Origin of the sequence: Secundilactobacillus folii (assembly GCF_009720675.1) — a bacterium.
Classification (GTDB): Bacteria; Bacillota; Bacilli; order Lactobacillales; family Lactobacillaceae; genus Secundilactobacillus; species Secundilactobacillus folii.
Genome location: NZ_WNJO01000007.1, coordinates 149829 through 176163, shown reverse-complemented (window position 1 = coordinate 176163; position 26335 = coordinate 149829). Strand labels below are relative to the sequence as shown.

Genomic DNA, 26335 nt, shown 5'->3' with positions numbered 1-26335 from the left:
CTACTAGATAGCAGCAGCAAAAAGGTTCGGGACACTAATCGCTATCCCGAACCATCCAGTCGCCATTAATCACTTGTTTTGGACTTTAAAACAATTTCTTCTTGGTCTGGTACTTTGACCCGTTCGATTTCAGCACCTAAATCACGGAGTTTAAGATGAAAATCATAGTAACCCCGATCGAGGTATTTCAAGTTAGTCACCTGAGTATAACCATTGGCTACCAGCCCAGCTAGCACTAACGCAGCCGCCGCACGTAAGTCCGTGGCCGCCACCTGTGCACCATTAAAATTAGTCGGCCCATAGAGTGCCACCGTCCGACCTTCAATTTTAAAGTTTGCATTCATTCGCCGTAGTTCCTCAAGGTGCATGAAGCGGTTTTCAAAAACCGTTTCTGTTAAGGTACTGGTTCCTTGAGCACACAGCTGCAAAACTGTCATTTGGGGTTGCATATCGGTTGGAAAGCCTGGATGAGGAAGTGTTTTAACGTTAGTCGGCTTCAACTGATCAGGTCCGATGACTCGAATACCTGCATCGCTTTCAGTAACCGTAACACCCATTTCCTCCAACTTTGAGATAAGTGGCTTGTTATGCTCGGCAATCGCATCTGCCACTAACACATTCCCGTGCGTTAAGGCTGCTGCAACCATGAAAGTACCAGCTTCAATTCGGTCTTGAACTACTGAGTGATCAGTCCCATGCATCTCAGTGACGCCCTCGATTCGAATAGTTTCGGTTCCAGCACCACGCACCTTGGCACCCATTTTATTCAAAACGTTAGCCAAATCAACGATTTCCGGTTCCCGGGCGACGTTTTCAATAGTTGTTGTGCCCTCAGCTAAAGTTGCTGCCATCATAATATTCTGCGTTGCACCCACGCTTGGAAAATCCAGGTAAATGCTTGTTCCAACCAACTTATCAGCACTGGCTTCGATATAGCCATCGTGCTGATCGATCTTAGCGCCAAGTGCTTCAAAGCCTTTCAAATGCAGATCGACTGGTCGCGAACCAATTGCACAACCACCTGGCATCGCAACTTTGGCGTGCCCATAACGTGCCAATAGTGGCCCCATTACCACAATTGATGCACGCATCTTTGAAACGTATTCAAATGGCGCTTGAGTTGACAACTTTTTGGCCGCGTTCAAACGAATTGTGTTCGTAGCCTCATTAAAGTCAACGTCAACATTTAAGAAACGAAGTACATTATTCATGGTATATACGTCAGACAAGATTGGAACGTTAGTCAATACCATGTCATCATGTTCAGCCAAAATTGAAGCGGCCAAAATTGGCAAAACGGCGTTCTTAGCACCTTCAATATGTACAGTTCCTGACAGCCGACGTCCACCATGTACAATTATCTTTTCCACAGAAATTCCCTCCAAGAGTGACATTATTTAACTAAAAAGATTAAATTTCTTACATTATCAATGAAGTTCAGGAAAAATTCGCTGCAGGTAAACCCTATCGTCACCGACAGCATAACAATCAGCACCCGCGCTTGATTGGGATATAACCGCATCACATTTTCAATGTGGAGTTTTTGAATACTCCAAAAAGCCACAAAGATAAATATGAAATGACTGATTAATGTCATTAAAGCTTGAGCACCGATCGTTCGCATAACTCACTTTCCTTTCCGCATTACTTCTAAAATATAGCATACTTCGTGCAACCTGTCCCTATTTCTGTTGCATTTGTAATATTACGTTTTGCTAGACTGCATATTGATAACCTATGCCCTATGATTATAATTAGTATTGCTACAAATTTTCTGTAAGCCTTTCCAAAATATTGATAGTAAATGATCTACTTGTGAAATGAGTTACATTTTTAGCCGATTAGCACACTCATTCTATTTTCGAATTATCACAATTTTATATTTTTAAAACATATACTAAGGTAATATTAATATTCCATTGTGAAAGCCAATATAATCCGTATAAATAGCTATATATCAGCTATAGACTCATAATTTAAGTTGGAATATTCTGTCAATTTCACATACCTAACAATTCATGTTACGCTCATGGTGTTCAAAATCATAACTACAATTTTGGAGATGGATAACATGTTAAAAGAAGTGCATATGCCAAAACTAAGCCCTAAGTCCGACGATTATTTCTTCGGTAAATGGGTTAAAAAACCTGGAGATGCCGTTAAGACTGGTGATGTCTTATTCGAAGTTGAGACTGACAAAGTCATCAGTCAAGTAGAAAGTCAAGAAGACGGTATTTTAAAGGATCAAAAAGTCGCGACGGGAGACTCAACTAAAGTTGGCGACTTAGTAGCGACGATCGAAGTTGCATAGGAGGACACTCATGAAAACTGAAAAAGAAGAACCTGCATTAAAGAAACCCGATTGGCTAAAAGTGACTTACGACCAAAAAAAGGTTGATCAGATGAACGACCTTTTGTCTGGTTTGAAGTTGAACACCGTCTGTGCGGAAGCAAACTGCCCTAACCTAGGGGAATGCTTCGGTAGCGGTTCAGCCTCATTTATCATTCTCGGTCCAAACTGCACCCGTGCCTGCCGCTTTTGCGATATTCCACACGGACACCCGAAGGAAGTTGATTTATTTGAACCACTTCGCGTCGCCCAAGCAACTAAGAAACTGGGATTAAGCCACGTGGTTATCACTAGTGTTGATCGTGACGATCTACCTGACCTGGGTGCCGACCAATTTGTTCGGACCATTAAAGCGATTAAAGAGCTCATGCCTCACACCACGATCGAAGTCTTAACCCCCGATTTTCAAGGCCGCGAGGATTGCTTAGATAAAGTAATTGCAGCCGGTCCAGATGTTTTCAATCACAATATGGAAACTGTGCGTCGCATTACTCCTAAAGTTCGTAATCGTGCCACGTATGATACTTCACTCCACGTTTTAGACTACGTTAAGCAGCATGCACCAAAAGATATGTACGTTAAAACTGGAATTATGCTCGGCCTTGGCGAAAAGGACGAAGAAGTCTATCAATTAATGGATGATTTACGTGCCATTGACGTTGATTTTCTAACCATCGGCCAGTATGTCCAACCGGGTCCAAAGAACTACACTATGCGTGAATGGGTCCCAATGAAACGCTATCAAAAATACTATAAAGAAGCTATGAGCCGCGGCTTTAAATTTGTTGCTAGTTCACCGCTTGTTCGCAGTTCGTACAAGGCCAAGGAAGAACTGGAAGCTGTGGAGAATCGATGATTTATTTTCCAGTCGACAGTTTGGATGTACGTCACAATTTTGCGCTGGAATATTATTTAATGACTCAAAGAAAACCCCAAGAACCGGTTTTGCTACTCTGGTCAACTAGGCCAACGGTAATGTTGGGTAAGTATCAATCCGCGCAAAACGAACTGAACCTCCCGTTTATTAAACAGCATCAGATTGAAATTGTGCGCCGGCTATCAGGTGGTGGCACTATCTATACTGATCAGGGCGGTTGTCAGTTCACCCTAATTTGGCCCGAACGAGGCACCTCAATTGACTTTTCAAAAGGATTGCAAGTAATTACCAGCGCTTTACAGCAGATCGGTATCAACGCCCAAACGGATAGCCGTAATGATCTAGTCATCGACGGCCGAAAAGTTTCTGGCAGCGCTCAGTACATGATGCCGGGTTATCGCTTGCATCATGGCAGCCTACTCTTCGACTCAAATTTAGATTGGATGTCGCACGCCCTTCGAATCGATCCACTGAAAGCTAAGGCTAAACAGATTAAATCTGTCCATCAGCGAACAGTTAACTTACGAGAACAACAGCCTTCCTGGACCGCAGCAGAGTTTAAAGCTCGCTTATTAAAGGCGCTACTGAAGCAAACCAATGCCCAAACAAGATCTCTTTCGGCAGATGATGAAAGCGCTTTGCCTAGCTTAGCAGCAAAATATTTTAGTGAAGATAAAGCGCTAGCATCTGCCTCACAGCAGTTTGATCACCAGCATAAAACTTACTTACCAGGCGTGGGAATCATTTCTCTTTCCTATAGTTTGGATTCAGATCAAAAGTTATCGGCTTTATCCTTAGATGGTGATTTCTTCAGTAATTTGAACCAGCAGCAGTTCACAGCTGCACTGATTGGTCAACCGTACAAGGCTAGCGTGCTTAGTCCGATTATCGACCAGCAATTAAAGCAAACACCCATTAAGGGGCTTAAAGCACAGGAGCTGACAGCACTATTATTTTAATATGATTGTGGAATATTTTGGGCATAATTGATATTGATTAATCTTGTGATAAATAAAGACAGTCATACCAGGTTTATGGGTCATTTTTCATTATCTGACATGATTGTTAAGAAGATTGTTCAATTATATTAACCTTATTAATTATATAAGTTTTAAAAAGCACATAAATGAATTTGTTTATGCGCTTTTTTATGGTTAGTCCCGGCCGTTACAATAGAACTCAAAGATTCAAACATCTATCGAATCCCGATACTCCTCGGATCTTCAGAATAATTTAACTTAGACTTCATGATCCCAATTTATACAAAAAAGCTAGTTTACAGTCGTCTAAAGACGACCACAAACTAGCTTATTCATTAATTACAATCAGGAAAGTAAATGCTTCCCTAAAAGATTATTTACCAGCGACATTAATTCGATTAATTGCCCGGCGAAGTGCAACCTCAGCTCGTGCAAGTTCATCTTTGTCATGTGCCTCATTTGCTTTTTGAATGCGAGCTTCAGCCCGTTTCTTAGCATTTTGGGCACGATCAACATCAATCTCACTTTGCTTTTCAGCGGAGTCAGCAACAATCGTCGCTACATTATCGGAGAATTCAACGAAACCACCGTTAACAGCAATTTCATCTTCCCCGTCACCGCTGACCGATTGAACACGCGCTTCGTCAACTGCTAACGAAGCAATCACAGGAACGTGGTTAGCCATGATACCAAGTTCACCAAGCTGGGTCTTAACAACCAACAACTTAGCTTGACCGTTATCATAGACGTTACCATCGGGGGTTACAATACTCACAGTTAAAACTGATTGTTCATCAGCCAATTAGAACCCCTCCTTAATTGTTCAGGTTAGCCTGCATCTTCTTGGCGTTTTCAACAACATCTTCAATTGGACCACAGTTCCGGAATGCGTCTTCTGGAAGGTCATCATACTTACCTTCCAAGATTTCCTTAAACCCTTTAACGGTGTCAGAAACCGGAACGTATTTCCCTGGTAACCCGGTGAATTGTTCAGCCACTGAGAAACTCTGTGATAGGAAGAATTGAATTCGACGAGCACGACCAACAATGGTCTTTTCTTCATCAGATAATTCATCCATCCCAAGAATTGAAATGATATCTTGCAACTCACGGTAACGTTGCAAAACGTGTTGAACTTCAGTTGCAACTTCATAGTGTTCTTGCCCAACAATTTGTGGGTCAAGGGCGGTTGAAGTTGATGCCAATGGGTCAACAGCTGGGTAGATACCTTGTTGCGTCAATGAACGTTCCAAGTTGGTAGTGGCGTCCAAGTGAGCAAATGTTGTGGCAGGTGCAGGGTCGGTATAGTCATCAGCAGGAACATAAACGGCTTGAATCGAGGTAATAGACCCCTTCTTCGTACTCGTGATCCGTTCTTGCAATTGACCCATTTCAGTCGCCAACGTTGGTTGGTAACCAACGGCTGAAGGAATCCGGCCAAGCAAGGCTGAAACTTCCATTCCGGCTTGGGTAAACCGGAAAATATTGTCAATAAATAACAGCACATCTTGACCCTTAACGTCACGGAAATACTCCGCAATCGTTAACCCAGTCAATGCAACCCGCATACGTGCTCCAGGTGGCTCAGTCATTTGACCATACACCATGGCGGTCTTTTCAAGAACGCCGGAGCCCTTCATTTCATAGTACATATCGTTACCTTCACGGGTCCGTTCACCGACACCTGTGAAGACTGAGATACCATTGTGACCTTGCGCAATGTTGTGGATCAACTCTTGAATCAAAACGGTTTTACCAACACCGGCACCACCGAACAATCCAATCTTACCACCACGAACATATGGCGCTAACAGGTCGATAACTTTGATCCCGGTTTCCAGAATTTCTGAAGTTGGGTTCAATTCATCGTACTTAGGTGCATCACGGTGAATTGGTAATCTTTCAGCATCTGGACCGAAGTCAGGACCGCCGTCAATTGGATCTCCGAGGACGTTAAATACTCGACCAAGTGTGTCGTCACCAACTGGGACAGAAATTGAAGCTTCAGTGTTCACAACTTCCATTCCCCGGCGAAGACCATCAGTACTATCCATGGCAATTGTTCTCATAACCCCGTCCCCTAATTCAAGGGTAACTTCAGTTACAAGGAAACTACCATCATCACGCATAACGTGAAGTGCAGTATTGATTTCTGGGAGCTTTTCATCCAACGGGAATTCAACGTCGACAACTGGTCCGATAACTTGAACAACTTTACCAGAACTCATTATTCGTTAATTCCTCCCGTCATTAATTATTTAATGCCTCTTGCCCACCTGTAATTTCAGTGATTTCAGTCGTAATAGCGGCTTGGCGAGCACGATTATATCGCAATTCAAGATCGGCAATCAAGTCAGTTGCATTATCTGAAGCTGACTTCATCGCGTTCGAACTTGATGCATGTTCAGCGGTTTTAGCATCCAAAATCGCCCCAAACACGAGGCTTTCCGAATACTGCGGCAAAACAACTTTGAGCACTTCGCCTTCGGAAGGTTCCATGTCATAAGTTGCCGTTAACGTCTTTTCCTGAGTCTCCTCAGCAGCGTCACCACTCAAAGTTTCACTATCAACTGGCAACATCTTTTCGCCCCGAAAACGTGAAACGATTCGGTTCACAAAATGATTGTAGCAGACGTAAAGCTCGGAAAAGACGCCTGAATCATACATCGAAGTAACAGTTTTGACAATTTCTCTGACTTCATCGAAGGTTGGCACATCACTGACACCACGATACTCGTAGGCCACGTTTTCACCGCGCTTCTTATAAAAATCGGCACCAGTTCCGCCAACCGCTAAGATCAAGTGCTCATCGTCGCCACTTTGGGCTTTGATAAACTCGTTGGTCTCGCGAATGACGTTACTGTTATAACTGCCGACCATTCCCCGGTCAGAAGTAATCACCAGGTAAGCCTTCTTAGACTGCTTTGATTGCGACTCGCTCGAGGAATCATCCAATAGATGAGATTTTGCCAAATGCATGACGACAGCCTTAACCTTGGCTGCGTAGTCTTGATAGCCTACAGCAGCTTTTTGGATCTGATTCAACTTAGACGTTTGAACCATTTGCATTGCCGTCGTGATCTGACGTGTATTTTTTGTTGAAGCAATGCGATGTTGAACATCACTCATTGATTCAGCCATTGACTCTCACCATCCTTCCTCAAGTTTATTTGTTCGTCGCAGCTTCTGCCTCATCGGCGTCCGTTGGTTGGAACGTGTTGACAAATTCTTGAACAGCGGCCTTCATTTTATCAACGTCAGGCAGGTCACCAGTCTTGGCAATCACGTCAAGAAGGTCAGCGTGCGAAGCATCGAAGAAGTCAAAGAGACCACTTTCAAACTTAGCAATGTCGTCCAAAGCAATATCATCAAGAAAACCGTTTGTCAGGGCAAACAAAATCAAGACTTGTTTTTGAACTGAAAGTGGTGAATGAAGCGGTTGCTTCAGTACTTCAACAGTTCGAGCCCCACGGTTCAACTTAGCTTGGGTCGCTGCATCCAAATCAGAACCAAATTGTGCAAATGATTCCAATTCATGATAAGAAGCAAGGTCCAAACGAAGTGTCCCAGCAACTTTCTTCATCGCTTTAACTTGAGCGTCACCACCAACACGAGAAACAGAAGTCCCGGCATCAATGGCTGGTCGAACACCAGAATAGAATGAATCACTATCCAAGAAGATTTGACCATCAGTGATGGAAATAACGTTGGTCGGAATGTAAGCTGAAACATCACCAGCTTTAGTTTCAATGATCGGCATCGCCGTCATTGAACCGCCACCTAAGTCATCACTTAATTTAGCAGCACGTTCGAGTAACCGTGAGTGGGTGTAGAAAATATCACCAGGGTAAGCTTCACGACCAGGAGGCCGACGAAGAATCAATGACAGTTCACGATAGGCATCAGCTTGTTTTGAAAGGTCATCATAGATGATCAAAACATGCTTACCATTAAACATGAACTCTTCACCCATAGCGGCACCCGCATATGGCGCGATATACAGCAGTGGTGCTGGTTCCGAAGGGCCTGCAGTCACAACGATCGTGTAGTCCATGGCACCGTACTTACGTAAAGTTTCCACAGAACTACGAACAGTTGATTCCTTTTGGCCAATCGCAACGTACACACAAATCATATTTTGGTCTTTTTGATTGATGATCGTATCAATGGCGACGGTTGTCTTACCAGTTTTACGGTCACCGATGATCAATTCACGTTGTCCACGACCAATTGGAACAAGTGAATCAATAGCTTTCATACCAGTTTGCAGTGGTTCGAAAACGGATTTTCGATCCATAACACCTGGCGCCTTACGTTCAATAGGTCGGGTTTTATCAGTCTTAATGTCACCCTTACCATCAACGGGTTGGCCTAAAGAGTTAACGACCCGGCCAATCATGGCATCCCCAACGGGAACTTCCATGATTCGACCAGTCCGTTTAACCGTGTCACCTTCAGTGATTTTTGTGAAATCACCGAGGACAACAATACCAACATCGTTGGTTTCAAGGTTTTGGACCATGCCATAAACCCCGCTATCGAATTCAAGCAGCTCGCCAACCAAGGCATTTTCTAGACCGTGAGCCCTGGCAATACCATCACCAACGTAGGTAACGGTACCAGTTTCTTCAACAGAGATCTCGTCTTGGTAGTTTGCTAATTGTTGTTTAATTAGAGCACTGATTTCCTCAGCTTTAATGCTCATACAGGTTTCACCCCTTTATAAAGATCTCGTTATCCTACCAATGCTTGGCGAAGCCGACTGATTTTAGTCTTAATGGAACCATCAAAAATCGTTCCAGCAGATTGAATCACCACTCCACCAATAATAGATGCATCAACTTTACTGTTCAAAATAACTTGCTTAGCACCGACCCGTTTGGCATAACCAGATTTAATCAAATTCAGTTGACTGTCATCCAGCGGAACTGCGGTAGTCACATCGGCATACACAGTTTGGTTGTGTTCATCATACAGTGATTGAAACTGATCGATAATCCCGACCATTGCATCCATTCGACCGTAATCATAGACCATTTGTACCAAGTTGTGGATGACACCTTCAGACTGATCCAGCAGCGGCTTAACGAGAGCCTCTCGCTTCGCTGGCGCTAAACTATTATCCGTTAATGCATTGCCCAATTGTGGGTTGTCTTGGAAGACTTTTCTAATCTGTTTAAGTTCTTCAAGGCCTGAATCTAATTGATCCTGGTCTTCAAGTAGCTCAAACAGCGCTTTTGAGTAGCGCTTAGCTACCGTTACCTTATCAAGACTCATGTTGCTTCCCCAACCCTTCGATATAAGAATCAATCAATGCCTTTTGATCATCAGCGCTCAATTCTTTTTGAATGATCTTGGAAGCAATCTCAATAGATAAGTCAGCCACATCATTACGCACGCTAGACAATGCGTCTTGACGCTCTTGTTCGATATCCTTTTGGGCGTTTTCCTTCAGTGATTGTGCATCAGTTTGGGCTTGAGCCAGGATACCGTCACGTTGTTGTTGGCCCTGCTTCTTAGCAGAATCAACAATGCTGGTTGCTTCTTGACGAGAATTGGCCAAAGCTTTTTGACGTTGTTGAGCGAGTTGAGCAGCTTCTTCACGAGACTGTTCAGCTGAATCGATATCGTTAGAAATCTTATCAGCACGGTCTTGCATCATCTTGTTAACGGGCTTCCAGGCAACAACCTTGAGTAGCCACATCAGCAAAATAAAACACAGCGCATAGAAAAGCATATCACCAGTATCAAGACTAGCGGCGACGACTAAATGTGAAAACATCTATTGACACCTCCTTTTAGTTAAAAGTTAAATTTAACGAGTTGACAGTCATTACTTGTTCATAACAAGCAAGGCCACAACGAAGGCAATGATAGGCATGGCTTCAACCAACCCAACACCAATGAACATGTTAGTCCGTAATTGACCAGATAATTCTGGTTGACGGGCCATACCTTCTAGCATCTTAGAAATAACGATACCATCACCGACACCACCACCGATGGCTGCACCGGCCATGGCAATACCTGCTGCAATAGCTCCCATAATCTGTTGTTCCTCCTTAAATGATTTAAATCTTAAATATTGTAAGCCGTTTACTACTCAACTTCAAGCTTTCTTGAGATATAAACAGACGAAAGTGTGACGAACACGAAAGCTTGGATGGCTCCAAGAAACGCTGAGAATCCTTGCCAAAGCATTTCCAACGGAATTGCGACAATAAAGGTCGCAATGCCATGTGAAAATGCCATACCTCCGATAATCTTCAGCAACATTTCACCAGAGTAAATCACACCGAAGATACGAAGACCAAGAGTCAAGAAGTTCGTGAACTCCTCAAAAATACTAATTGGCAACCAGAAAACGAATGGTTTCAAGTAGCCAGAGAAGTGCTTCTTCCAACCCAGCTTCGAAACACCGGCAAACTGTGCCAGCATTAAAGTAGCTAGTGAAAACGTCATTGTAACGATCGGATCAGAAGTTGGACTCCTGACAAAGTCCTTCCCGCCAACTGCGATTTGGATGAACAAACCAAGTTGGTTGGAAACGAATAGAAATAGAAATAAGGTGAAACCATAAAGGCCGAACGCGCCCGTTTCATTTCCAGGGATGGAACCCTTCAAAATTCCGTTTGTAAAATCGATCAGCCATTCAATAACGTTTTGGCCACGACCAGGTTTCATCGTCAAGTGACGAGAAAGTGCAAATACAAACAAAAAAACGAGTACGAACGCAATTAGCCCCGAAATAACATTCGCAGTGTTAAACGTTAGTCCCCCGATCTGAAAGGTTGCAACTGAAGATGGATCTCCCACAGAGTATCACCTCTTTTCAAACTTAATTAACGCTAGGATCCCCAATATATCGGTGTTTATTCAACCACCAGCAGTCAGTTTTCCTTGGCGAGGTACTTTAAATGAACATTAATTCTTCATTACAAATACAAACAAAATGATACCACCATACAAAGTAAAATACAAAGCTATTCCGTAAAATATATAATGAAAAAAAGCAATTAGTTATAAACATACCCCAATTTATCGGATAAATTTAGACTAATTGTTTTTTGCGGATTGATCGTCCTATTTAGTGCCAAATAATCGGTCACCTGCATCACCTAAACCAGGGACAATGTAACCCTGTTCATTCAAGTGATCATCTAAGGCAGCTGCGTAAATATCAACATCCGGATGCTTTTCTCGCAAAGCTTTAACCCCCTCAGGAGCAGCCACTAAACAAACAAACTTGATGTTGGTTGCACCACGCTTCTTCAGCGCGTCAATGGCCATAATTGCAGAACCACCAGTCGCAAGCATTGGATCAACCACGAAGATCTGGCGCTGATCGATATCAGCTGGCAATTTAACAAAGTACTCGTGTGGTTCCAATGTCTTCTCGTCACGGTACATTCCGATGTGACCGATCTTAGCAGCTGGAATCAATTTCATAATCCCGTCAACCATTCCGATACCAGCACGTAGGATCGGCACGATCGCCACTTTTTTACCAGCTAATGTTTTAACCGTTGTTTTGGCGATCGGCGTTTCAATTTCGACATCTTTCAATGGCATATCCCGTGCTACGTCATACGCCATCAGCATCGTAATTTCATCAACGACCTCACGAAAGACTTTAGTCCCACAATTCTTATCTCGAATAATTGTCAGCTTGTGCTGAATCAATGGATGATCCATAACTTGAAACTTGCCCATGAATGACACTCCCTTAGTATTTCTTACAATTGTACCATGCTATTGGGGTGCTGTAGATTAAAACTTTCAAAGATTGTGACTTTCAAAACATTCAATGTCATTTCTAAAATGATGGCACCAATGAATGTCTTCATATTAAAATGACTTTAGATTCAACCCCGCCAAAGGCCCCCAACATCGCTGAACCAAATTAGATTCCGCAGTGTTGGGGGCTTTAAACCGACTACTAGTCATTCAGTCGTTGGTTAAGTTACTTAAATTCAATTGGTGCTACGTACTGATCAATGGGGTGAGCATCCGTGAGTGCCCGCACATCTTTACGAACCTGGTCAAGAGCCGCTTCATCGTCATGATGCGCAATGGCGGCCACAATCAATTTAGCCACTTGAGCCGCGTCGTCTTCTTTAAAACCACGGGTAGTGATTGCCGGCGTACCCAAACGGATCCCGGAAGTCTTAAACGGACTTAATTTTTCGTTTGGAATGGACTCCTTATTAGTGGTGATCATCACGCTATCAAGAAGTTCTTGAGTCTGCTTACCATTCAAAGGCGTTGCACTTACGTCTAAAGTCATTAAATGGTTCTCTGTGCCCCCCGAAACGACGCGAAGGTTATCCGTTTCGTTGAAAACAGCAGCCATTGCCTGAGCATTCTTAATGATTTGACCAGCATATTCAGTGAATTCTGGTTGCAGGTCTTCTAAGAAAGCCGCTGCCTTACCCGCAATCACGTGCTCCAGAGGTCCACCTTGGGTTCCTGGGAAAACCGCAGAATTAATTTGTTTAGCATATTTCTCCTGCGACAGAATCAAGCCACCACGAGGACCGCGTAACGTTTTATGAGTAGTCGTCGTCACCACGTCAGCGATTCCCACTGGGTTCGGATGAAGACCAGCGGCAACTAAGCCGGCAACGTGGGCCATATCTACCATTAAATAGGCGCCCACTTCGTCCGCAATCTCACGAAAGGCCTGCCAGTCAATGACTCGACTATAGGCGGAAGCACCAGCAACGATCATTTGCGGCTTGACTTTCAATGCTAAATCACGAATCATGTCGAAATCTAACAATTCCGTGTCGGGGTTGAGGCCGTAACTGTAAGCATTGTACAGCTTTCCACTGAAATTGACCTTCGCACCGTGGGTCAGGTGTCCACCAGCGTCAAGACCCATCCCTAGAATCGTATCGCCGGGCTTTAAGAAGGCTGCATAGGTCGCCTGATTAGCCTGTGAGCCTGAATGCGGTTGAACGTTAGCATATTCTGCGTTGAATAACTTTTTGGCACGCTCAATAGCTAGATTCTCAACAACATCAATAAATTCATTTCCGCCGTAGTAACGCTTGGATGGGTAACCTTCCGAGTACTTATTAGTCAAAACGGATCCCTGTGCCGCGCGAACGGCTGGAGAAACGATGTTTTCAGAAGCAATCAGTTCAATATTATGCTGTTGACGATCCTGTTCTTGCGAAATAGCTTGCCATAACTTTGGGTCTTGTTCTTGGTAATTCAACACAATCAGCTCCTTGGCTTTTAATATGCTATAGTTTACCAAATTTTCCACCTAATTAACAGGGTCTAGACCACAAAATCCTAACAAAATTTAATTATAGTAATTATTCGTTCGTAAAATGCATTCCGCCGGCTGACTTATCTACCCTGTTCATGTACGCTGCACCCAGGCCTTCATTTGCAAAGCCCTCGGCAAAAATCACTTTCACCGCTGATTCCAGGTCAAAATGACGTAAACCGGCAAAGAGTAGGTGGGTGGCACTTTGAACATCCGCCCCGAGGGAAAAGGCTTCCACGTTTGCAGGCAGCTGCAGGTTGGCCAGCACATCATCAGTCGCCATGACACCTACGGCTTCTCTTTGTTGCCCCGCCCAATCCATGGCGGACTGAAAATCATTTACGTGATCAACGATCTCCACCTGTGCACTCGGTGCGTAATGTTTGTATTTCATTCCTGGGGCCTTTGGAATCTCGTTTGCCTTGACATGGTGATGGTCGGCTTTCACAGCGCCGATCACTGCTTCCAGCTGCTCGACCGTGACTGCGCCAGGACGAAGAATAGTTGGCACGGCTGTTGACATATCTATAATAGTAGATTCAACACCAACTTGAGTTGGGCCGTCATCCAAAATGCCAGCGATTTTACCGTTCAAATCGTGATAAACGTGTTTTGCCAAGGTCGGACTTGGTTTTCCAGAGGTATTAGCAGAAGGTCCCACGATTGGAACTCCCGCAGTGGCAATCATTTTCAGGGTTACTTGGTTAGCTGGCATCCGAAACGCTGCCGTGTCCAGCCCGCCAGTAACTGTCTTGGACAGCTTACCGGGCTGCAACGGTAAAACGATTGTCAACGACCCCGGCCAAAATTTTGTCATGAGCTGTTTAACCTGGTCTGTCAGAGGTTGAGCAAATTGTTCAACCATCTCGATAGAAGAAACGGTCACGATCAACGGGTTGTCACTTGGCCGACCCTTGGCGGCATATACGTTTCCGGCCGCCTGTTCGTTGGTTGCATCGGCACCGAGTCCATAAACGGTTTCGGTCGGAAATGCAACCAGTTGTCCCTGCTTAATCAGTTCCGCAGCTTCTGAGACCTGATCAGGTTTAAATATTTTGGTTTCCATAACGAACCCTCCAATTTAATTCAAAATACAATTTGAACCATCCGGTCATGACCAGCAATATCTTGTCGAGTCGTAATGGCTGCGGATGGAAAATGTTGCTGAAAAATCTGTGTCACTGACAACCGTTGTTGAAAACCAATTTCAAGATACAGCGCATCGGCCGTTGCAACTCGTTGCTGTAGCTGATCAGCTAACTGCTGATAAATGGCTAAACCATGCTGATCCGCAAACAGTGCCATCTCTGGTTCACTTTGAACCACATCGGCATCCATCTCACCGACTTCATCCCTTGAAATATAGGGTGGATTGCTCACCATCACGTCAAAGTGTCGGCCAGCGACTGGTAACAGCAAATTACCCTCAAGTAACTCCGCCTTGACGCCCAGCTGCTGAGCGTTAGCGCGAGCAACACCGATTGCGCTAACCGATAGATCTGTCAGTGTTAGCCGCCACTTTGGCCGCTGCTTTTTTAGCGTCAGCCCAATAGCACCGCTGCCCGTACCGATATCGAGCACTGTGCGCAGCTGTTCATCATTTTCCTGTAAGACCCACTCCACCAGTTCCTCAGTCTCTTGTCTAGGAATCAGTACGTTTTCGTTAACGGTGAATTGCTCGCCATAAAACGGTGCTTCACCAATAATATACTGTGGTGGTCGGCCATTTACGTACTGCTGAATGGCAACCTGAAACCAATCCCAGAGTAAGTCTGACATTGGCTCGCGGTACTTTAATAACAGGTGTGTCTGGTCTAAATGAGCCAGCTCCTGCAGCAAATACTTGGCCGCTGACTGGTCTAAATGATTGTCCTGGATAAACAAAGAAGCCCATTTTAGGGCTTCGTAATAGGTTCGTTTAGCCATTGTTAAGCTGCTCCATCTTTTGAGTTTGATCGTAAAGAATCAGCGCATCAATGATATCGTCTAAATCGCCGTTCATAATTTTATCAAGCTTATTTAAGGTCAGTCCAATTCGATGGTCAGTTACCCGGTTTTGGGGATAATTATAGGTTCGGATCCGTTCTGAACGGTCCCCTGTCCCAACGGCTGACTTCCGCTTTTCATCGTAGGCACTTTCTTCTTGTTCGTGGTAGTAGTTATAGACCCGTGCCCGCAGAATCTGCATCGCCTTAGCCCGGTTTTGCTGTTGCGATCGTTCATCTTGCATCGCCACCACGATTCCGGTTGGTAGATGGGTCATCCGAACCGCTGAACTGGTCTTATTAATGTGTTGCCCACCAGCACCAGATGATCGGTAAACATCCGTTCGAATATCTTTCGGATTGATGTCAATGTCCACGTCTTCAGCTTCAGGCATCACCCCAACGGTTGCAGTTGAGGTGTGCAAACGACCGGCTGATTCAGTAACCGGTACCCGCTGAACCCGATGAGCCCCACTTTCATACTTCAGCTTTGAATAAACTTTGTCACCGCTGATCAACATGACGATTTCTTTGAAACCACCAACTTCAGTTTCATTCTTGTCGACCACTTCAACCTGCCAGCCCTGCTTTTCAGCGTAACGGGAATACATATTAAACAGGTCAGCGGCAAACAAACTAGCTTCGTCACCGCCAGCAGCTCCGTGAATTTCCATGACAATGTTCTTATCATCATTTGGATCCTTCGGCAGCAAAAGCACCCGAATCTGATCTTCGAGCTTTGCTTTTTGTGGTTCCAGCTCTTTTAGTTCGTCTTTGACCATGGCTGACATGTCATCATCCAATTTTTCACGCAGCATCTCATTGTCTTCATCGATTTGACCAGTTACTTTTTGGTACTTACGATAGGCTTCAACCGTGTCGCGCAGGTCAGCTTCTTCCTTTGATAATTCCATAAAGCGGCGGGTATCAGCAATCACTTCAGGATCACTGATCAATTCGTTAAGTTCGTCATAACGATCGACCACCGCTTGTAATCTATCGAACATTTCGTCCATTTTAACTCTCCTATTCTTCGTCCAGCATGTCCAACGGTGGGTGGTAATAATGTTTACGGCAAACCGGATAGTAAGACTCGTTGCCACCGATTTGAATTTGTTGACCTTCATAAACGGGCTTACCATTATGAAAGCGAAGGTTCATGATTGCTTTTTTAGCGCAGAACCAGCAGATAGTCTTCATCTCTTCGATTTTGTCCGCATATAACAACAGGTATTTGGAGCCCTCAAAAAGCTCATTGCGAAAATCATTTTTCAGCCCGAAAGTCATCACTGGAATTTTGAGCTCGTCCACGATCTTAGCTAACTGAAAAACGTGAGCCTTGGTCAAAAACTGAGCTTCATCGATCAGCACGCAATTGGCCTTGGGATTGATCCGCTCAACCTGTTCAAAAATATTATCCTCATTAAAAATCGGGATCGCCTCGCGCTTCAAGCCGATTCGACTTGAGACGTAGCCAACGCCGTCCCGATTATCTGTACCGCTAGTCATAATAATAACCGGCTTGTTTTGTTCCTCGTAATTGTGGGCAACCTTTAATATCTCAATTGTTTTCCCACTATTCATTGCCCCGTACTTAAAAAATAATTGTGCCAAAGGTCTCAGTCTCCACTCTTCGCGAATTTCTCATCTATTATAGCGGATTTGACTATAAAATTCACCCTTGGTCATAGATATTCTCCAGTAAAAGTGCATTTTTCGTTAAATGCAGTGTGTTTGAACGCTAAATTAAGAGAAAACATGGTAAAATATGTGTTTAGTGCAAACGACAAAAACCGTCACACTTTAAAATCGTGACAAGGAGCGAAAACAATGACTTTTCGAAGCAACTTAGCTGCCTTCGCAGGTAGATCTTCATACTGGTTTCTGCATACATTCATGAATGGCGGCAGCTCGCTGCCCGGCAAGATCACCACTCGTATTGATCCCGATATTTTAAAACACCTAGGTCAAAATTACGACGTGATCGTCATCACCGGTACCAATGGCAAAACCCTAACAACTGCACTGACGGTGCGGGTCCTAAACCAAAAATATGACCATATTCTAACTAATCCAACCGGTTCAAACATGGAACAGGGAATCGTGACCACCTTCCTACGCGCTCCAAAGGTCAAAGGGGCGCGACCACTAGCCGTCTTGGAAGTTGACGAAGCTAACGTTATCAAGGTCACCAAGTACATTAAACCAAAGGCCTTCGTTTTCACAAATATTTTTCGTGATCAAATGGACCGTTACGGCGAAATCTACACCACCTACCAAAAAATCATCGATGGTGTGGCCTTAGCACCGGAAGCCACGATCATTGCCAACGGGGACGCACCGATTTTTCACTCGAAGAACCTACCGAACCCCGTGATTTATTACGGTTTCCGGCACCAACCAGAAGGTGATATAAAGGCTAAGCCAAATACCGATGGCGTGCTATGCCCCAACTGCCAGCACATCCTCCACTATCGCTACATCACTTACAGTAACTTAGGTAAGTATTTCTGTCCCAACTGCGGGTTCCAACGACCGGAATTAAAGTTCGCGGTCACCAAATTATCCGAATTGACCCCTACTAGTTCAACGTTTGAAATTGATGGTCACCCAGTCAAAATTGAAATTGGCGGCCTCTATAATATCTATAACGCTTTGGCTGCTTACGCAGTCGGCCGCTTTCTTGGCGTAACACCAGCGGAGATCGACACTGCCTTTAGCGAAGACAAGAAGGTCTTTGGTCGTCAGGAAGTCATCAATTTGGACGGGAAGGAAGTTACGCTGATCCTGGTTAAAAATCCCGTGGGACTCAATCAAGTCCTGGATATGATTGCAACCGACAAAGAACCATTCTCCTTTGTGGGACTGCTGAACGCCAATTATGCTGACGGTATCGATACCAGCTGGATCTGGGACGGCAACTACGAAAAATTAGCCAAGCTCAACATTCCGGCATTTATTACCGGTGGTGAGCGGTACAAGGATATCACCTTCCGGCTGAAAGTTGCTGGCGTGCCTGACGAAAAACACGCTGTGGTCCCAGAATTAAAAGACGTGGTTGAAAAGATTAAGAATTTGCCAACCAAGCACGTTTATGTTTTGGCAACTTACACGGCCGTGTTACAATTACGGAAATTATTAGCCGACCAGGGCTATATCAAGGAGGGAATGGGTGCATGACCTACGAATTAAATGTGGCACACCTCTATGGTGACCTAATGAACACATATGGTGATGTCGGTAACATTTTAGCGTTAAACTATTACGCTAAACAGATGGATGTTCAGCTGAACTCTGAAGTCGTCAGTCTCGACCAACCATTTGATGCCGATAAATACGATTTAGCATTTTTTGGTGGTGGGCAAGATTTTGAACAGGTGATCGTTTCAAAAGACATTCAGCATAAAAAAGCTGCTTTGACTGCCTTCATTGAAGATGGTGGGCCAATGCTGGCGATTTGTGGTGGCTATCAGCTATTAGGCCACTATTACGTTGATGCTAAGGGCGAAAAGATCCCTGGGATCGGTGCTTTAGACCACTACACGCTAGCCCAGGATAACAACCGGTTTATCGGCGACATTGTGATCAAAAACGAGGAAACAGGCGAAACGTACCACGGTTTTGAAAACCATCAGGGTCGTACGTTCCTCGGTCAAGGCGAACGGCCACTGGGCAACGTCATTCAAGGTAAGGGTAATAATGGCGAAGATGGCACTGAAGGTGCGATTTACAAAAACGTCTACTGCTCATACTTCCATGGCCCAATTTTGACCCGCAACGGTAATTTAGCAAAGCGACTCTTGATTGCAGCCTTAAAGCGCAGTTACCCAGACGCAAACCTTTCAAAGCAAGAAAAACTGCCAATTGCCGCAACGTTTTAAACCAATAAGCATTGATGTACATCGTTAAAATTCAAAGTCTACGCGGGTGACTTAACTCGTTTAGCTTCAAAAAAGGAAATTTCCTGAATGCTGGAAATTTCCTTTTTTAATCGTTTTATGGTCAGAATCAGGCTTTTGATATGCCTATTATATTGATAAAAGAAAATGAAACTTAGAAAATAACTGCAAATTAATCCTGAAGGTTCAAATCAAGAAATGTCTCACATCTTAGCCATAATCATTAATTTTTGAAGACTAGTCAACTGACCGGGGAGGCTATTTGACTTCAGCTTTCTCTGCCAAATAAGTATTGATAATAGCATTTCGCCGCTCTAAGAAGGCCTCGTTGGGTGCTTTAGGATGTACCCGGTTAGAAAGAAAAACCATTCCCTGTTTCGTTTTTAAGTCCATGACAAGCGCTGTTCCTGTGTAGCCACTATGCCAGATACAACGATGAGGGGTTGGCAATTGAGTTGGTAGTAGCGCCCAGCCAAAGGAACGCCACTGATGGTGCAGCGGTGTTTGATCCAATAGTAGCGATTGTACCTGTTCAGGAGTAATTGGCACCCCCTTTTCGGCCAGCATCGCACGTTCAAAGGTCACCAAATCAGCTAAAGTACTGAATAAGCCAGCGGAACCGCACCGTTCCTTTAAAACAAACGCCTTAGGATCGTGGACGACACCGCGAATTACGCCACGAGTGGGTGAAACTTCGGTCGGCACGCATTGGCTTGGATCCTGTGGCTGAAAGGTACTAGCAACCATGCCTAAAGGGCGAAGTATCCGCTCAGCAATCAGTTTTTGAATCGGTTCCCCGGTAATTTTCTCAGCAATCCAACCCAGGAAAATAAAGTTGATGTCAGAATAGACCATCTTTTTTTCAAAATTTTCGCCAACATGCAATTGCAATAAGGCGTTCGTTAATTCGGTAGCGGTCAGTTTATCACGGTGTGGAATGTACCCTGTGACTCCGGAAGTGTGCGTGATCAAATGGCGCACGGTCACCCGTGAATCTTGCCACTGCGGCAAAAAAGTTTTAATCTGATCATCAAAATGCAGCTTGTCATCGGCCACCAACTGCAAAATAACGTTAGTGGTGCCAACAACTTTAGTCAGTGAGGCAACGTCATAAAGTTGGTTTGGCTTAAGTGGTTCGTAGCCGGGAACCAGCGCCTCGGCACCATAACGGCCAGCTTGCACGTTCTCACCATCAATAAATGCATAACTTACTCCGGGTACCGTGCCGTCGTTGACCAACCGTCGCACTGCATTTACCGTCTTAACATAACTCATTTTCTCCGCTCCCATTTACTTTTCTCAAGAATAACATAAAGACCGGCAACTGCCCCACTTTACTCAGGCATTGCCGGTCATTTTAATTAAATTTCAACTTTTTGGATCCAGCCTGCTGGCGCCTCAACGTCACCAAATTGGATGCCGGTCAACGTATCATATAACTTCTGTGTAACCGGGCCCACTTCCGTTTCACTGTAGAAAACGTGCAAGTGATCTTGATACTCAATACCGCCGATGGGGGCAATTACCGCTGCAGTCCCCATCGCACCAGCTTCGCTAAAGCGATCCAAATCATTGATGAACACGTCACCTTCAACGGCCTTCATGCCAAGGTTATGTTCCGCTAAATAAAGTAGTGAATACTTGGTAATACTTGGCAGGATCGATTCCGACTTAGGGGTCACAAATTCATTATCCTTAGTAATGCCAAAGAAGTTAGCTGACCCCGCTTCCTCAATTTTTGTATGGGTGGCCGGGTCCAAGTAGATGACGTCTGAAAAGCCCGCTTGATGAGCCTGACTGCCAGGAAGCAAACTACCCCCATAGTTGCCGCCCACCTTTGCCTGACCGGTACCATGGGGCGCTGCTCGGTCGTAGTAGGAAGTGGTGAAGTTAGTTGGCTTCACACCGCCCTTATAGTAAGCGCCAACCGGCATGGCAAAAATCGTAAACAGGTATTCTTTAGCGGGATGAACACCAATATTTTCACCGACCCCGATCATTAAAGGCCGCAATTACAGGGTTCCGCCCGTTCCATACGGTGGTACATAATCGGCGTTGGCCTTGACGACCGCCTTGACTGCCTCGACAAACTTGTCTTCTGGAAACGGTGGCATCAACAGACGTTCGCAACTATTATGCATCCGCGCAGCGTTTCGATCTGGTCGGAATAACTGAATCTCACCGCTTTTTGTGCGGTAAGCTTTGAGACCTTCAAAGTCTGCTTGCCCATAATGCAGTGCGGGCGAACCTTCGTTAATGTGCAAGGTTGAATCCTCTGTCAGCGTACCGTCATCCCACTTGCCATCTTGATAATGAGCCAAGAACCGATAAGGCAGATCCATGTAATTAAAGCCAAGATTCTGCCAGTCAATCTCTGATGGTGCTGGTGCTTTTGCCAATCAAACCACTCCTTAATTATTCAAATTAAAATTAAATAAGCAAATAATAGTACAACTCATTGATTTTTAAAAATTGTAGTCTGATTTAATTAAACTGTCAAGGTGAATAGTTGCTGAAATAACGGGCAAGTGAACGTTTTCAGCGAGGCTTGGTGCAGGTCAATTAGATACCTTCTCTACTGACGAACCGGGAGTAATCTGCTACAATAACAATGCATTTGAAAGAAAAGAGGTTAATTTCGTGGCCAGCAATTCTGATTCTATTTATAACGTTTTGACCTTCGTGCAGCGTCACCCAGATCGCGTCGTATTTAAACCCCGGGAGTACGCCAATTCTGTGACGATTGGTATTCCAGACTCCGTCAAAGTTTCGGATCCAGATATTTATTTTCCTAGCAACCGGTTAAGTGTCAACTTAATGGATGACTCTTTTGTTGGGGAAAATGGTGAGCTTTTGAACCGCTTTTATGAGCTTACAAAACAGAGTAAGCCTGACTACCAAGACGTTTGGATCACGACCGGCCATTTGAAGACCGACCAACTCTATTTGTTGGATCTGTCATTTGAGTAAATTCCGTCAAAATTAGGCAATAAGAAAAATAAACGCTTAGAAGTTCGTCGAGATTAACAACGGCCTCTAAGCGTTTATTTGTTACGAGTAATCTTACCAGCTGATAGCTTTGATCTTCTTGGTCACTTAGCAATCTGCCCGCTTGAATTTATTTTAATTAATTAACCCGTTAACTATTAGTAAAGCTGCCAAATAGCCAACTACCAAATAGGACTATGGCAACCACAATAAAGATACCGATAAACGATGAGGCAAAGGCGAAAACCAGACCGCCAATGATCAGGATGCCAAGGATTCGAAACAGCCAGCCAAACAGGCCGAAAAAGAGTCGCAATCCAAAAAAGGCGATGATGCCGATAATAATCAGAGATATCATGCGTGTCCCCTACCTTTCTTCTGACGCTATTTTACTCGATAAGTAGGCGATGACATTCATGAAACTCAGAATTTAAAGATTAATTAACCTGTTTTTCTTGCCAATCTCTCAGGAGTATCTTGGTCATGATCGGCGTCTTTTTAACCATGGTTTGAGCCACCGGAGAGGCTTGATACTGCTCTTGGATCCATTCGCTAGGAAAAAGGATCAGGACGTTTAGAACTAGAAATATCAGTAGATAACGGACAATCAAGTTGATGGCCGCCCCGAGCAACGCGTTAACAGAGTGAATAACGGGCAGTTTAGTGACCATGTTAATATCACGGCCAATCCGGCGGACAATGCCGTAAGCGATACTAAAGAGAACAAAAAAGACAATTCCAGATAATAATCGAGGAACGACCACTAATACGTTGTGGTTAGAAGTAAACGCCTGGAATAAAAATTTCGCCACTGGTTGGCTGAATAAAGCCGCCACGATCCAAGCAATGATATAGGCAAGTAATGACATCACCACGCCAACAAATCCCCGCCTAAATCCTGAAATAATGCCTAATAATAATATAATTAGAATAACAATACTAAAAATCATTTGTTCCTCCATCATATTTCATAAATAAAAAGCCCAAAACACCGTCACAACGGTACTTTGAGCAATTTGATTTTCTTAAATATCACCCGCACGGGGATCGAACCCGTAACTCCGCCTTGAGAGGGCGACGTCTTAACCAATTTGACCAGCGGGCAAGGTTATCAATGATACTTATTTATATGTTCCTAACACAATATATTAATCTACACGGTTTTCTATCAAAAGTCAACGCATCTGATAGAATATTCGTTAATAATTGGTAATCATGCAAATCAAATCATAAATTCTTGAATACTAGTTGACAATAATTTCAAAAACCGCTAGAATATTAACTTGTCAGATAGCTTATTGGGTATTCGCCAAATTGGTAAGGCAGCGGACTCTGAATCCGTAATTTACTGGTTCGAGCCCAGTATACCCAATCAATTTTAAAAAAACGTCATTGCCAGCTGCATTTACAGCTAACAATGACGTTTTTCTTTTTTCTAAAGGATTAACCGAAATTCCATTTAATTCGTCATATCCGCTAAAATGTATAAATACTTATGACAACACAAAAACGTCGTGAGCCATCTTAAAGAAGACTTCACGACGCTGATATTTTTAAAAATTAAAGGCGTTTGTTTAACTTCTCGCCTAATTCTTCGTAGCCTGGCTTACCTAGTAGAGCAAACATGTTTTGCTTGTAGGCCTCAACACCTGGTTGGTTAAATGGATTGATCCCATTCAGATAACCAGAAATGGCAACTGCAACTTCAAAGAAGTAGATCAGATAACCCAATGTGTAAGCAGTCTGATCAGGAATGTGAATACTCATATTAGGAACATTTCCATCCGTGTGGGCTAACGTCACCCCTTGAAAGGCCTTTGTGTTAGCAAAGTGCATGGTCTGACCTTCAAGATACTTCAAGCCGTCCAAATTGTCAGCTTCTTTAGGAATGTCGATATCGTGGTTTGGCTTATCAACAAAGATAACCGTTTCCATGAGATTTCGTAAACCTTCTTGGATGTACTGTCCAAGTGAGTGCAAGTCAGTTGAGAAGTTTGCTGAAGAAGGATAAATGCCCTTTTGATCCTTCCCTTCTGATTCACCCATTAGTTGTTTCCACCATTCTGCAAAATACTGCAGATTTGGTTCGTAGTTTTCCAGAAGTTCAGTGGTAAAGCCTTTCCGGTATAAAATATTGCGGTAAGCTGCGTACTGATAAGCTTCGTTCTTAGTCAAATCAGGGTCAGTGTAAGCGTCCATCGCATCAGCTGCACCAGACATTAATTGATCAATGTCAGCCCCGGAAGCAGCAATTGGTAACAACCCCACTGCAGACAGAACGGAATATCGGCCACCAACGCCATCCGGAATCACGAAGGTTTCGTAACCGGCTGCGTCAGCTTCCTGTTTCAGCGCACCGCGCTGCTTATCAGTTGTTGCGTAAATCCGGCTCTTAGCACCATCTTCACCATACTTTTTAACAAGTAAATTCTTGAAAATTCGAAAGGCAATTGATGGTTCAGTGGTTGTTCCAGACTTAGAAATCACGTTGACTGAGAAGTCACGGTCGCCGATCAACTTAATGAGATCAGCCACGTACGATGGGCTAACGGAATTACCCGCAAAGAAGACTTGAGGGAATTCCCGCTGATCATCCGGTAAGTAATTGAAGAAGGTCTCATGAAGAAAATCAACCGCCATCTTAGCACCCAGATATGAACCGCCAATACCAATGACAACCAATACTTTAGAATCTGATTGAATCTGCTTAGCTGCCGCCTTGATTCGATCGAATTCTTCCTTGTCGTAATCCTTCGGCAAAGTTAACCAATCACGGAAATCACTGCCGGCGCCTGACCCAGTTCTTAATTCTTCATCTGCTGCGTTCACTAACGCTTGCATCTCACCTAATTCATTGTCATGGACAAACTTATCAAGCTTTGAAGCGTCAAAGGAAATGTGTGCCATTAAATTTACCTCACTTTTTTTAAGATCAACTATATTATAACCGAATCTTGACCAAAAATAAATGGACTATACCAGCATTATTTCAAAAGACCGAGAATAACACTCCCTGCAATAACCAACAGTGAGCCAATCGTGATGTAAACCATCTCTCGTCTCGTCTTATGTTCGCCAAGTAAGAGAATACTACCAAACGTTGAAATGATGATCCCACTTTGAGCTAATGAGTAACTGATTGCTAGACCGACAGCAGGAATCGACATAAACATGAAGAAGTTCCCGATTCCCCAAACTAATCCAGTCGCAATGTTTTTGACCATCGGCTTACCAAACGGCTTATTCCGTGCCGCAAACAGCAAAGCACCGATTACCATCCCAATCGATTGCGGAAAAATAACCGCTTTTGAGTTGACTTGAGAGGCGTTAACAACAACGGTATACAAAGTGTAGCCAATCGTTGAAAAAATAATGGCTCGGATCCCAGCAGAAGCATTGAAATTCGTTCTTGAGACCCCAGCGCGGTCGCGCAAAGAAGTGAAGACGATACCAGCAATCAGGACAATCATCGCAGTGGTACCTAAAACCAACATTTTAGTGGTTGTCCATTCATGAAACAAAAACACACCTGCTAGTGTCGTACATACCAGTTGTGCACCAGTGGAAACGGGCACTGTGACAGAGATCCCAATCGCCTTCATTGACTGAAATTGCTGGAATTGACCAACCGACCAAAACAGGCCGGAAGCAATCCCAACGATCCAGACTAGGCTAGAAAGCTGCGGGTGAAAATAAAAAACACTAAAAATCCCAAAAAGTAACGCGCCAACTGTCATACCAAGTGTTTGCTGGTATGAGGTACCCCCAAGTTTACCACTGATCAGTCCAATACTTCCCCAACAAACCGCGGGGATCAACGCTAAAATCACAGCCATGAAATTCACTCCGTTCTAATTTTCACAATCCAAAATTTCTTGAAAGCGCTTCAATCATTTTTCATCTGTTTTAGTTTACTAGATAATTGTCAAAAAAAAAAGGATTTTTTTCAAAAATCCCTTTTCTTAAACAATTTCTT

General features: G+C 44.0%; 27 protein-coding genes, 2 tRNA genes and 1 pseudogene. 7 read left to right on the top strand and 23 right to left on the bottom strand.

Annotated elements, in window-relative coordinates; genetic code table 11:
• Positions 1 to 65: 65 nt before the first annotated feature.
• Together murA and GM612_RS07655 are read right to left on the bottom strand one after the other, a co-directional pair.
• Entirely contained in the window at positions 66 to 1370 is a 1305-nt protein-coding gene (gene murA, locus GM612_RS07660) for a UDP-N-acetylglucosamine 1-carboxyvinyltransferase (RefSeq protein ID WP_343031848.1), read from the bottom strand.
• 23 nt (positions 1371 to 1393) lie between these two features.
• Positions 1394 to 1624, bottom strand: a complete 231-nt coding sequence (locus GM612_RS07655; RefSeq protein WP_155431786.1) for a DUF1146 family protein — start codon at positions 1622 to 1624, stop codon at positions 1394 to 1396.
• Between the two features lie 447 nt (positions 1625 to 2071).
• Between GM612_RS07655 and GM612_RS07650 the strand changes: the two genes are divergently transcribed.
• Genes GM612_RS07650 through lplA form a run of 3 tightly spaced genes read left to right on the top strand, consistent with a single transcriptional unit; the run spans position 2072 to position 4186 of the window.
• Positions 2072 to 2311: a lipoyl domain-containing protein gene (locus GM612_RS07650; RefSeq protein WP_155431785.1), complete on the top strand. Its 240-nt coding sequence runs from the start codon at positions 2072 to 2074 to the stop codon at positions 2309 to 2311.
• A gap of 10 nt (positions 2312 to 2321) precedes the next feature.
• The gene (gene lipA / locus GM612_RS07645) at positions 2322 to 3206 is read left to right on the top strand and encodes a lipoyl synthase (protein ID WP_155431784.1); all 885 of its coding nucleotides are present in this window, start codon (positions 2322 to 2324) and stop codon (positions 3204 to 3206) included.
• Positions 3203 to 4186, top strand: coding sequence for a lipoate--protein ligase (lplA, locus tag GM612_RS07640; RefSeq protein WP_155431783.1), 984 nt, complete (start codon positions 3203 to 3205; stop codon positions 4184 to 4186). The genes lipA and lplA overlap by 4 nt, the downstream gene beginning before the upstream one ends.
• 394 nt (positions 4187 to 4580) lie before the next feature.
• Here the strand turns inward: lplA and GM612_RS07635 are convergent, their stop codons facing one another.
• The 14 genes from GM612_RS07635 to GM612_RS07570 form a co-directional block, all read right to left on the bottom strand.
• Positions 4581 to 5009 (bottom strand): F0F1 ATP synthase subunit epsilon, encoded by a 429-nt coding sequence (locus GM612_RS07635; RefSeq protein ID WP_155431782.1) that lies wholly within the window; start codon positions 5007 to 5009, stop codon positions 4581 to 4583.
• A gap of 13 nt (positions 5010 to 5022) precedes the next feature.
• Entirely contained in the window at positions 5023 to 6435 is a 1413-nt protein-coding gene (gene atpD / locus GM612_RS07630; protein ID WP_155431781.1) for a F0F1 ATP synthase subunit beta, read from the bottom strand.
• Positions 6436 to 6457: 22 nt separating this feature from the next.
• Positions 6458 to 7348 carry a F0F1 ATP synthase subunit gamma gene (locus GM612_RS07625; RefSeq protein ID WP_155431780.1) on the bottom strand — a complete coding sequence of 297 codons (891 nt, stop codon included), beginning with the start codon at positions 7346 to 7348 and terminating at the stop codon, positions 6458 to 6460.
• Positions 7349 to 7373: 25 nt separating this feature from the next.
• Positions 7374 to 8912 carry a F0F1 ATP synthase subunit alpha gene (gene atpA / locus GM612_RS07620; protein WP_155431779.1) on the bottom strand — a complete coding sequence of 513 codons (1539 nt, stop codon included), beginning with the start codon at positions 8910 to 8912 and terminating at the stop codon, positions 7374 to 7376.
• A 29-nt stretch (positions 8913 to 8941) separates the two neighbouring features.
• A complete protein-coding gene (gene atpH, locus GM612_RS07615; RefSeq protein WP_155431778.1) occupies positions 8942 to 9484 on the bottom strand; it encodes an ATP synthase F1 subunit delta in 543 nt (180 codons plus the stop codon).
• A complete protein-coding gene (atpF, locus tag GM612_RS07610; RefSeq protein WP_155431777.1) occupies positions 9474 to 9989 on the bottom strand; it encodes a F0F1 ATP synthase subunit B in 516 nt (171 codons plus the stop codon). The genes atpH and atpF overlap by 11 nt, the downstream gene beginning before the upstream one ends.
• 51 nt (positions 9990 to 10040) lie before the next feature.
• Positions 10041 to 10253, bottom strand: a complete 213-nt coding sequence (gene atpE / locus GM612_RS07605; RefSeq protein ID WP_155431776.1) for a F0F1 ATP synthase subunit C — start codon at positions 10251 to 10253, stop codon at positions 10041 to 10043.
• 53 nt (positions 10254 to 10306) lie between these two features.
• Complete coding sequence (gene atpB, locus GM612_RS07600) at positions 10307 to 11023, bottom strand: F0F1 ATP synthase subunit A (RefSeq protein ID WP_343031847.1); 717 nt, start codon at positions 11021 to 11023, stop codon at positions 10307 to 10309.
• Positions 11024 to 11290: 267 nt separating this feature from the next.
• Positions 11291 to 11920 (bottom strand): uracil phosphoribosyltransferase, encoded by a 630-nt coding sequence (upp, locus tag GM612_RS07595; RefSeq protein ID WP_155431775.1) that lies wholly within the window; start codon positions 11918 to 11920, stop codon positions 11291 to 11293.
• 250 nt (positions 11921 to 12170) lie between these two features.
• The gene (glyA, locus tag GM612_RS07590) at positions 12171 to 13430 is read right to left on the bottom strand and encodes a serine hydroxymethyltransferase (RefSeq protein ID WP_155431774.1); all 1260 of its coding nucleotides are present in this window, start codon (positions 13428 to 13430) and stop codon (positions 12171 to 12173) included.
• A 103-nt stretch (positions 13431 to 13533) separates the two neighbouring features.
• Complete coding sequence (locus GM612_RS07585; RefSeq protein ID WP_155431773.1) at positions 13534 to 14553, bottom strand: L-threonylcarbamoyladenylate synthase; 1020 nt, start codon at positions 14551 to 14553, stop codon at positions 13534 to 13536.
• A 20-nt stretch (positions 14554 to 14573) separates the two neighbouring features.
• Positions 14574 to 15413 carry a peptide chain release factor N(5)-glutamine methyltransferase gene (prmC, locus tag GM612_RS07580; protein WP_155431772.1) on the bottom strand — a complete coding sequence of 280 codons (840 nt, stop codon included), beginning with the start codon at positions 15411 to 15413 and terminating at the stop codon, positions 14574 to 14576.
• The gene (gene prfA, locus GM612_RS07575) at positions 15406 to 16488 is read right to left on the bottom strand and encodes a peptide chain release factor 1 (RefSeq protein ID WP_155431771.1); all 1083 of its coding nucleotides are present in this window, start codon (positions 16486 to 16488) and stop codon (positions 15406 to 15408) included. Before prfA ends, prmC begins: the two co-directional genes overlap by 8 nt.
• A 10-nt stretch (positions 16489 to 16498) precedes the next feature.
• A complete protein-coding gene (locus GM612_RS07570) occupies positions 16499 to 17086 on the bottom strand; it encodes a thymidine kinase (protein ID WP_155431770.1) in 588 nt (195 codons plus the stop codon).
• A gap of 216 nt (positions 17087 to 17302) precedes the next feature.
• On the opposite strand from GM612_RS07570, the gene GM612_RS07565 reads away from it, so the two are divergent.
• Both GM612_RS07565 and GM612_RS07560 read left to right on the top strand, forming a co-directional pair.
• Positions 17303 to 18652 carry a Mur ligase family protein gene (locus tag GM612_RS07565; RefSeq protein WP_155431769.1) on the top strand — a complete coding sequence of 450 codons (1350 nt, stop codon included), beginning with the start codon at positions 17303 to 17305 and terminating at the stop codon, positions 18650 to 18652.
• The gene (locus GM612_RS07560; RefSeq protein WP_155431768.1) at positions 18649 to 19353 is read left to right on the top strand and encodes a type 1 glutamine amidotransferase; all 705 of its coding nucleotides are present in this window, start codon (positions 18649 to 18651) and stop codon (positions 19351 to 19353) included. The genes GM612_RS07565 and GM612_RS07560 overlap by 4 nt, the downstream gene beginning before the upstream one ends.
• 276 nt (positions 19354 to 19629) lie before the next feature.
• Here GM612_RS07560 and GM612_RS07555 read toward each other — a convergent pair whose 3' ends face one another.
• Both GM612_RS07555 and GM612_RS07550 read right to left on the bottom strand, forming a co-directional pair.
• Complete coding sequence (locus GM612_RS07555; protein ID WP_155431767.1) at positions 19630 to 20646, bottom strand: serine hydrolase domain-containing protein; 1017 nt, start codon at positions 20644 to 20646, stop codon at positions 19630 to 19632.
• Positions 20647 to 20732: 86 nt separating this feature from the next.
• Positions 20733 to 21713 (bottom strand): annotated as a pseudogene (locus tag GM612_RS07550) (branched-chain amino acid aminotransferase).
• Between the two features lie 298 nt (positions 21714 to 22011).
• Between GM612_RS07550 and GM612_RS07545 the strand changes: the two are divergent.
• Positions 22012 to 22341 carry a hypothetical protein gene (locus GM612_RS07545; RefSeq protein ID WP_343031846.1) on the top strand — a complete coding sequence of 110 codons (330 nt, stop codon included), beginning with the start codon at positions 22012 to 22014 and terminating at the stop codon, positions 22339 to 22341.
• A gap of 169 nt (positions 22342 to 22510) precedes the next feature.
• Here the strand turns inward: GM612_RS07545 and GM612_RS07540 are convergent, their stop codons facing one another.
• The 3 genes from GM612_RS07540 to GM612_RS07530 form a co-directional block, all read right to left on the bottom strand.
• Positions 22511 to 22717, bottom strand: a complete 207-nt coding sequence (locus GM612_RS07540) for a hypothetical protein (RefSeq protein ID WP_155431766.1) — start codon at positions 22715 to 22717, stop codon at positions 22511 to 22513.
• 79 nt (positions 22718 to 22796) lie between these two features.
• Entirely contained in the window at positions 22797 to 23309 is a 513-nt protein-coding gene (locus GM612_RS07535; RefSeq protein WP_173021248.1) for a CvpA family protein, read from the bottom strand.
• A gap of 82 nt (positions 23310 to 23391) precedes the next feature.
• Positions 23392 to 23464, bottom strand: a tRNA-Glu gene (locus GM612_RS07530).
• A gap of 194 nt (positions 23465 to 23658) precedes the next feature.
• Here GM612_RS07530 and GM612_RS07525 point away from each other — a divergent pair.
• Positions 23659 to 23731 (top strand) — tRNA-Gln (locus GM612_RS07525).
• A 188-nt stretch (positions 23732 to 23919) separates the two neighbouring features.
• Here GM612_RS07525 and GM612_RS07520 read toward each other — a convergent pair.
• Both GM612_RS07520 and GM612_RS07515 read right to left on the bottom strand, forming a co-directional pair.
• Positions 23920 to 25266: a glucose-6-phosphate isomerase gene (locus GM612_RS07520; RefSeq protein WP_155431764.1), complete on the bottom strand. Its 1347-nt coding sequence runs from the start codon at positions 25264 to 25266 to the stop codon at positions 23920 to 23922.
• A 77-nt stretch (positions 25267 to 25343) separates the two neighbouring features.
• Positions 25344 to 26195, bottom strand: a complete 852-nt coding sequence (locus tag GM612_RS07515) for a GRP family sugar transporter (protein ID WP_155431763.1) — start codon at positions 26193 to 26195, stop codon at positions 25344 to 25346.
• Positions 26196 to 26335 lie beyond the last annotated feature (140 nt).

Excerpts from the sequence above, each read along its gene's own strand:
- atpH (WP_155431778.1), bottom strand. The coding sequence starts at position 9,484 with ATGAGTCTTGATAAGGTAACGGTAGCTAAGCGCTACTCAAAAGCGCTG.
- prmC (WP_155431772.1), bottom strand. The coding sequence starts at position 15,413 with ATGGCTAAACGAACCTATTACGAAGCCCTAAAATGGGCTTCTTTGTTT.
- GM612_RS07650 (WP_155431785.1), top strand. The coding sequence starts at position 2,072 with ATGTTAAAAGAAGTGCATATGCCAAAACTAAGCCCTAAGTCCGACGAT.
- lipA (WP_155431784.1), top strand. The coding sequence starts at position 2,322 with ATGAAAACTGAAAAAGAAGAACCTGCATTAAAGAAACCCGATTGGCTA.
- GM612_RS07540 (WP_155431766.1), bottom strand. The coding sequence starts at position 22,717 with ATGATATCTCTGATTATTATCGGCATCATCGCCTTTTTTGGATTGCGA.
- GM612_RS07565 (WP_155431769.1), top strand. The coding sequence starts at position 17,303 with ATGACTTTTCGAAGCAACTTAGCTGCCTTCGCAGGTAGATCTTCATAC.
- lplA (WP_155431783.1), top strand. The coding sequence starts at position 3,203 with ATGATTTATTTTCCAGTCGACAGTTTGGATGTACGTCACAATTTTGCG.
- GM612_RS07585 (WP_155431773.1), bottom strand. The coding sequence starts at position 14,553 with ATGGAAACCAAAATATTTAAACCTGATCAGGTCTCAGAAGCTGCGGAA.
- GM612_RS07655 (WP_155431786.1), bottom strand. The coding sequence starts at position 1,624 with ATGCGAACGATCGGTGCTCAAGCTTTAATGACATTAATCAGTCATTTC.
- GM612_RS07625 (WP_155431780.1), bottom strand. The coding sequence starts at position 7,348 with ATGGCTGAATCAATGAGTGATGTTCAACATCGCATTGCTTCAACAAAA.
- atpE (WP_155431776.1), bottom strand. The coding sequence starts at position 10,253 with ATGGGAGCTATTGCAGCAGGTATTGCCATGGCCGGTGCAGCCATCGGT.
- upp (WP_155431775.1), bottom strand. The coding sequence starts at position 11,920 with ATGGGCAAGTTTCAAGTTATGGATCATCCATTGATTCAGCACAAGCTG.
- GM612_RS07560 (WP_155431768.1), top strand. The coding sequence starts at position 18,649 with ATGACCTACGAATTAAATGTGGCACACCTCTATGGTGACCTAATGAAC.
- prfA (WP_155431771.1), bottom strand. The coding sequence starts at position 16,488 with ATGGACGAAATGTTCGATAGATTACAAGCGGTGGTCGATCGTTATGAC.
- atpF (WP_155431777.1), bottom strand. The coding sequence starts at position 9,989 with ATGTTTTCACATTTAGTCGTCGCCGCTAGTCTTGATACTGGTGATATG.
- GM612_RS07520 (WP_155431764.1), bottom strand. The coding sequence starts at position 25,266 with ATGGCACACATTTCCTTTGACGCTTCAAAGCTTGATAAGTTTGTCCAT.
- GM612_RS07535 (WP_173021248.1), bottom strand. The coding sequence starts at position 23,309 with ATGATTTTTAGTATTGTTATTCTAATTATATTATTATTAGGCATTATT.
- GM612_RS07555 (WP_155431767.1), bottom strand. The coding sequence starts at position 20,646 with ATGAGTTATGTTAAGACGGTAAATGCAGTGCGACGGTTGGTCAACGAC.
- atpA (WP_155431779.1), bottom strand. The coding sequence starts at position 8,912 with ATGAGCATTAAAGCTGAGGAAATCAGTGCTCTAATTAAACAACAATTA.
- GM612_RS07515 (WP_155431763.1), bottom strand. The coding sequence starts at position 26,195 with ATGGCTGTGATTTTAGCGTTGATCCCCGCGGTTTGTTGGGGAAGTATT.
- atpD (WP_155431781.1), bottom strand. The coding sequence starts at position 6,435 with ATGAGTTCTGGTAAAGTTGTTCAAGTTATCGGACCAGTTGTCGACGTT.